Here is a 6,000-nt window from a genome sequence, read left to right as displayed (position 1 = left end):
CGGCGAGGGCTCCCCCTTCCACATCGCCCTGCTGGTATCGGCCGATCTGCTCAACCAGCAGGCCCGCGACGAGGCACTGGTCAATCTCGGCTGGGCACTGGCGGGCTTGTTGTTGTTGTTGCCGGTGATCTGGCTGGTCTCCCGCCGTACCGCCACCCCGCTGCTGGCCCTGACCCAGGAGGCGGAGCGGATCCAGCACTTCGACTTCGGCGAGAGCCGGGTGCCTGAGTCGGCGATCCGCGAGATCGACGATCTGGCCCGAACCATGTCCGGCATGCGGCTGACCCTGGGCAACTTCATGAACATGGGCCGGGCGCTGGCGGCCGAACACCGCTTCGACTCCCTTCTCAGCCGCATACTGCACGAGACCATAGCCGCGGTACAGGCCCAAGGGGGCTGCCTATACCTGGCGCAGGAGCAGAGCATGGTGGCGGTACAGGCGAGCTGGCGACAGCAAACCCTGCCTGCCGGGCAAGTCCCCTGGCAGGAGGCGCTGCTCGGCAAGCTGGCCCAGACAGAGCGGCTCACCCTGGCCGTCGACGAACGCGGCTGGCGGCAGCATCTGGCGAGCTGGGGCCCCTTCCCCGGCCCCTGCCAACTGGTGGCCGAACCCCTGCGCAACCATAGACAGGAGCTGATCGGCTGCCTGCTGCTGATCCTGCCCGACTGCTCCGCCCGCGAGCTGGCCTCGCGCATCAGCCTGATCGAGGCGCTGGCGGGCACGTCTGCTTCCGCCATCGAGAACCAGCGGCTGCTGGAGGAGCAGAAACAGCTGCTGGAGTCCTTCATCGAGCTGATGGCCGGCGCGATCGATGCCAAGAGCCCCTACACAGGGGGTCACTGCCAGCGCGTGCCCGAACTGACCCGGATGCTGACCGAGGCGGCCTGTGCCCAGCAGCAGGGCCCGTTCGCCGACTTTCGGCTCAATGAGGAGGAGTGGGAGGCCATTCATATCGCGAGCTGGCTGCACGACTGCGGCAAGGTCACCACGCCGGAGTTCGTGGTCGACAAGGCCACCAAGCTGGAGACCCTCTACGATCGGATCCACGAGATCCGCACCCGCTTCGAGGTGCTCAAGCGCGACGGTTACATCGAGGCGCTGGCGGCCCGCCTGCCGGCATCAGAACGAGAAGCGGCCAGAGCAGAGGTGGCGCCGCTCTGGAGCACCCTGGACGAAGAGTTTGCCTTCGTCGCCGAGTGCAACAAGGGGGGCGAATGGATGGCGCCGGAGAAGCTGACACGGCTGGATGCCATCGCCAGCCGCACCTGGTTGCGCACCCTGGATGACAGACTCGGCATCAGCCGGGAGGAGCTCAAGCTGCGCCAGAGCGAGCCCGCCGCGCCGCTGCCCTGCACCGAGCCGCTGCTGGCCGACAAGGCGGCCCACCTCATTCCCCGCCCCGTCCACGACCGCCTGGATGAGCACAACCCCTGGGGTTTCAAGGTCAAGGTGCCCACCCATCTCTACAACCGGGGAGAGCGCTACAACCTGGCCATAGGCCGCGGCACCCTCACCGAGGAGGAGCGCTACAAGATCAACGAGCACATCATCCAGACCATCCGCATGCTGGAGCGGCTCCCCTTCCCGCGCCACCTGCGCAGCGTGCCCGAGATCGCCGGTGGTCACCATGAGCGCATGGACGGCAAGGGTTACCCCCGCCAACTGCTGGGGCAGCAGATGAGTATTCCGGCCCGCATCATGGCCATCGCTGACATCTTCGAGGCGCTGACCGCCAGCGATCGCCCCTACAAGTCGGGCAAGACGGTGGCCCAGTCGCTGGCCATCATGCAGAGCATGGTGCGCGAGCAGCACATAGACCCGGCGCTGTTTGCCCTGTTTGTCGGCAGCGGCATCTGGCGCGACTATGCCGAGCGTTTCCTGGCGCCGGAGCAGCTGGACCAGGTGGATAGCGATGCCCTGCTGGCCGCGCTGACGTAGGGCGGGATCATATTTTCTTACATTTGTGCGCTGGTCTGAGCGCGCCGGCTTGGTTATAACTGTGCCCCTATAGCGAAGGGGGAGCAAAAGACTCCCCCTCACTCTTTGTCACACCACACTGTTCAGGTTATCCATGTCAAAACATCTCATCATGCTGGGCGCACTGGCGCTGTCCGGCTGCTCCCTGTTGTCGCCTCCCACGCCCACCGTCACCCCGGTGCACCTGGCCGATGCCAGCCAGCACGGCTTCTATATCGAGTGCAGCAGCATGGCGGCCTGTTTCAATCAGGCCAACCAGACCTGTCCACAGGGTTACAAGGAGACGGATCGCCGTCAGCAGACGCTCTACTCCACCCAGTACACGACGGGCAGCTATGACGAAGAGAAGAAGCTCTACAAGGCGGGCAAGCCTTATCGCATGGCCAGTACAGTCCATTCGCTGACCATTCAGTGCCCCACGGATGTGAGCATCACGCCGCGCTAGCAAGCCGCCGACAACGAAAAAGGGCCCGCAGGGCCCTTTTTTCATCGCGCCAGAACCGCCTCAGCGCGTCGCCTCGGCATGCTGGCGGGCCAGCTCGCGGCTCATGGCTTCTCGCATCTTGAACTTCTGCAGCTTGCCGGTCACCGTCATGGGGTACTCCTCCACGAAACGTATGTATCTTGGTACCTTGAAGTAGGCGATGCGGGCCGACAGGAAGTGCTTGATCTCCTCCTCGCTGACCATCTGATCCGGCCTCAGCTTGACCCAGGCGCACACCTCCTCGCCATAGCGCTCGCTGTCGACCCCGAACACGGCCGCATCCTGTACCGCCGGATGGTCGTAGAGCCGCTCCTCTATCTCGCGCGGATAGATGTTCTCGCCACCACGGATGATCAGCTCCTTGCTGCGCCCGACGATCTGCACATAGCCCTCTTCATCCATGACACCGATGTCCCCCGAGTGCAGCCAACCTTCCTCGTCTATGGTCTCCGCCGTCTTGGCAGGATCCTGCCAGTAACCCTGCATCACCCCGTTGCTGCGACAGCAGATCTCGCCCCGCTCGCCGATGGCCACCATTTCGCCACTCGGGTCAACCAGTTTGATCTCGGTGTGATCGAGGGCGCGGCCGACCGTGGTGACCCGCTTGTCCAGCGGCGCATCAATGGCGGTCATGTGATTGATGGGGCTGCACTCGGTCTGACCATAGGCGATGGTCACCTCTGTCATGTGCATCAGAGTCTGCACCTTGCGCATCAAGGGCTCCGGACAGATAGCTCCTGCCATGATGCCGGTGCGCAAAGAGGAGAGATCAAACTCGCCAAAACCGGGTAGATCCAGCTCGGCGATAAACATGGTTGGCACGCCATGCAAGGCGGTGCAACGCTCCTCGCTCACCGTCTGCAGGGTCGCCACAGGATCGAACGCTTCCGATGGAAACAGGGCGCAGGCCCCCACGCTGATGCACACCAGATTGCCAAGCACCATGCCAAAACAATGATAGAGCGGCACGGGTATGCAGAGCCTGTCCTGCTCGCTGAACGCCATGCCCCGCGCCACCTGGCGGCCGTTGTTGAGTATGTTGCCGTGGCTCAAGGTCGCGCCCTTGGGGTTGCCCGTGGTGCCCGAGGTGAACTGGATGTTGATGGCATCGTCCGGCTTGAGGCCGGCTGCCACCTGGGCCAGCCAGGCCGGATCCTGCTGGTCCCCCAGCGCCAGCACGGCACCGAAGTTGAGCATGCCGGCGCTGGCCTCCTTCCCGAGCCGGATCACCATCGCCAGGCTCGGCAAGCGGGCGCTGATCAGTTGCCCGGGCGGCGAACTGGCCAGTTCCGGGGCCAGCTCATTGAGCATGGCGAGGTAGTCGCTGCCCTTGAAGGCACTGGCACAGATGAGGGCACGACAGCCCACGTTGTTGATGGCAAACTCCAGCTCGTAGCTGCGGTAGGCGGGATTGATGCAGACCATGATGGCGCCGATGCGGGCCGTGGCGAACTGCACCAGGCACCACTCTATGTTGTTTGGCGACCAGATGCCGACCCTGTCCCCCGGCTGGATGCCGAGCGCCAGCAAGCCCAGCGCCAACCTGTCTATCTGGGTCAGGTATTCACGGTAGTTCCAGCGGATCTGCTGGTGACGCACCACAACGGCGGGCCGATCGGGAAAGCGTTCGGCTATCTCTTGCAGGTATTCGCCTATGGTCTGATGGAGCAGAGGCTGATCGCAGGGACCGGCCCGGTAGCTGAGCAGTGAGGTCATGGGGTGACTCCTGGCCACGTTCGATTTGAATTGCCTACTGCTCGGCTGGCACGCTTTTTTCAGCTTGTTACATTAATGTAAAAGCAGGCCATTACAAAGACTCACTTTGGTCTAATACCGACCACAAAAAACGGCCAACCCAGGTTGACCGTTTTGCATTAAAGGCAACGCCCTGGAACAACAGCTGCGCCACACCGGCGATGCCCGTCAGCAGGGCAACCACCGGAACACGCCAAGCATAATGTCGAGTGCGTTCTTCACACCTTCTCGCGCCACCACGCCCATATCCGTCATGCTCTCGGCGCCCTGCTCAGCACGCTGTGTCGATGAGATACGGACTCCTGCTGGCGGCACAGGGGAGTGCCATCGGCATGGGCATTCTTCTTCCTGATGACATAAGAAATATCTCTATATGGTGACCACGCCAGCCCGGATGGGCGCCATAAAAAAACCGGAGTCTGTTGCCAGACTCCGGTTTTTCTCATCGATGGGCAAAGATGCCACCCCGATCAGCCAGGACCGAGTGATCAGTCACGAACATAGATGACTTCAACGCCATCCTCTTCGTCATCATCCCAGTCGTCGTCATCGTCGAGGGTCGCATCGAAGGCCAGGGAAGCCGCTGCGGCCTCTGCTTCGGCCTGGGCCAGCTGGTTCTTGTGGTAATCGTCCCACTTGAACTCCACCTTCTCGATGGCATCCTTGGCATCTTCGACCAGTGTGCGCGGCATGGTATCCAGCAGATCCAGGATGTCGTAGCACACCTTCTTGGTGCCTTCCTTGCTGATGGCAGTGATCTGGTAGACAGGGCCTTCGTATGCCAGCGCAGCCTTGACGCGCTCCATCACCTCGACCGCTTCCTCTTCCAGGATCAGATCCATCTTGTTGAAGACCAGCCAGCGCGGCTTGCCCGCCAGCTCGGGGCTGTATTTTTCCAGCTCCTTGACGATAGTCACGGCATTCACGGCCGGATCGGAGCCATCTACCGGGCAGATATCCACCAGGTGGAGCAGCACGCGGCAACGTTCCAGGTGCTTGAGGAAGCGGATCCCCAGACCGGCACCTTCAGCGGCACCCTCGATCAGACCCGGAATGTCGGCGATCACGAAGGAGCGGGAGTTCTCGCCACGCACCACGCCCAGGTTGGGCACCAGGGTGGTGAAGGGGTAATCAGCCACCTTGGGTCTGGCAGCAGACACTGCGCGGATAAAGGTGGACTTGCCCGCGTTGGGCAGACCCAGCATGCCGACGTCGGCCAGCAGCAGCAGTTCCAGCTTCAGGGTACGTACTTCACCCGGCGTACCGCTGCTCTTCTGGCGCGGCGCCCGGTTGACGGAGCTCTTGAAGCGGGTGTTGCCCAGACCGTGGAAACCACCCTTGGCAACCATCAACTTCTGACCATGAGTGGTCAAGTCGCCCAGTCGCTCACCGGTATCTTCATCACTGGCGCGGGTTCCGACAGGAACACGTAGCACCTTGTCTTTGCCACGATGACCAGTACAGTTGGCACTGCGACCATTTTCACCGCGCTCGGCCGCATGGAAACGTTCGAAACGGTAATCGATCAGGGTGTTCAGGTTTTCGTCGGCAATCAGATAGACATCGCCGCCATCGCCACCGTCTCCGCCATCCGGACCACCGTTGGGAATATACAACTCCCGGCGAAAACTGACACAACCGTTACCACCGTCACCGGCATCGACTCGAATCTGGACTTCATCAACAAACTTCATAGGTAACCGTCACCTTAATTCGAAAAACCGATACGCAATTATAGTGGTACAGGCCCCTGCGGGCGATACGCATCTTAGCGATGAATGCC

At 62.0% G+C, this 6,000-nt stretch carries 4 protein-coding genes; 2 read left to right on the top strand and 2 right to left on the bottom strand.

Annotation, left to right across the window (positions count from 1 at the left end; translation table 11 throughout):
- Together BN1128_RS00955 and BN1128_RS00950 are read left to right on the top strand one after the other, a co-directional pair.
- A partial coding sequence (locus tag BN1128_RS00955) for an HD domain-containing phosphohydrolase (protein WP_042865714.1) occupies positions 1-1,939 on the top strand: 1,939 nt, incomplete at its 5' end.
- Positions 1,940-2,072: 133 nt separating this feature from the next.
- Positions 2,073-2,423: a hypothetical protein gene (locus BN1128_RS00950; protein WP_042865713.1), complete on the top strand. Its 351-nt coding sequence runs from the start codon at positions 2,073-2,075 to the stop codon at positions 2,421-2,423.
- Positions 2,424-2,483: 60 nt separating this feature from the next.
- Here the strand turns inward: BN1128_RS00950 and BN1128_RS00945 are convergent, their stop codons facing one another.
- Together BN1128_RS00945 and cgtA are read right to left on the bottom strand one after the other, a co-directional pair.
- Entirely contained in the window at positions 2,484-4,178 is a 1,695-nt protein-coding gene (locus BN1128_RS00945; protein ID WP_042865712.1) for an AMP-binding protein, read from the bottom strand.
- A gap of 527 nt (positions 4,179-4,705) precedes the next feature.
- Entirely contained in the window at positions 4,706-5,911 is a 1,206-nt protein-coding gene (gene cgtA, locus BN1128_RS00940) for an Obg family GTPase CgtA (protein WP_042865711.1), read from the bottom strand.
- Between the last annotated feature and the right edge of the window lie 89 nt (positions 5,912-6,000).

It is taken from the genome of Aeromonas piscicola (genome assembly GCF_000820005.1).
In the GTDB taxonomy this organism is placed as follows: Bacteria; Pseudomonadota; Gammaproteobacteria; order Enterobacterales; family Aeromonadaceae; genus Aeromonas; species Aeromonas piscicola.
Note: the sequence above shows the minus strand (reverse complement) of the source record. Positions and strands in the feature narration are given on the sequence as shown.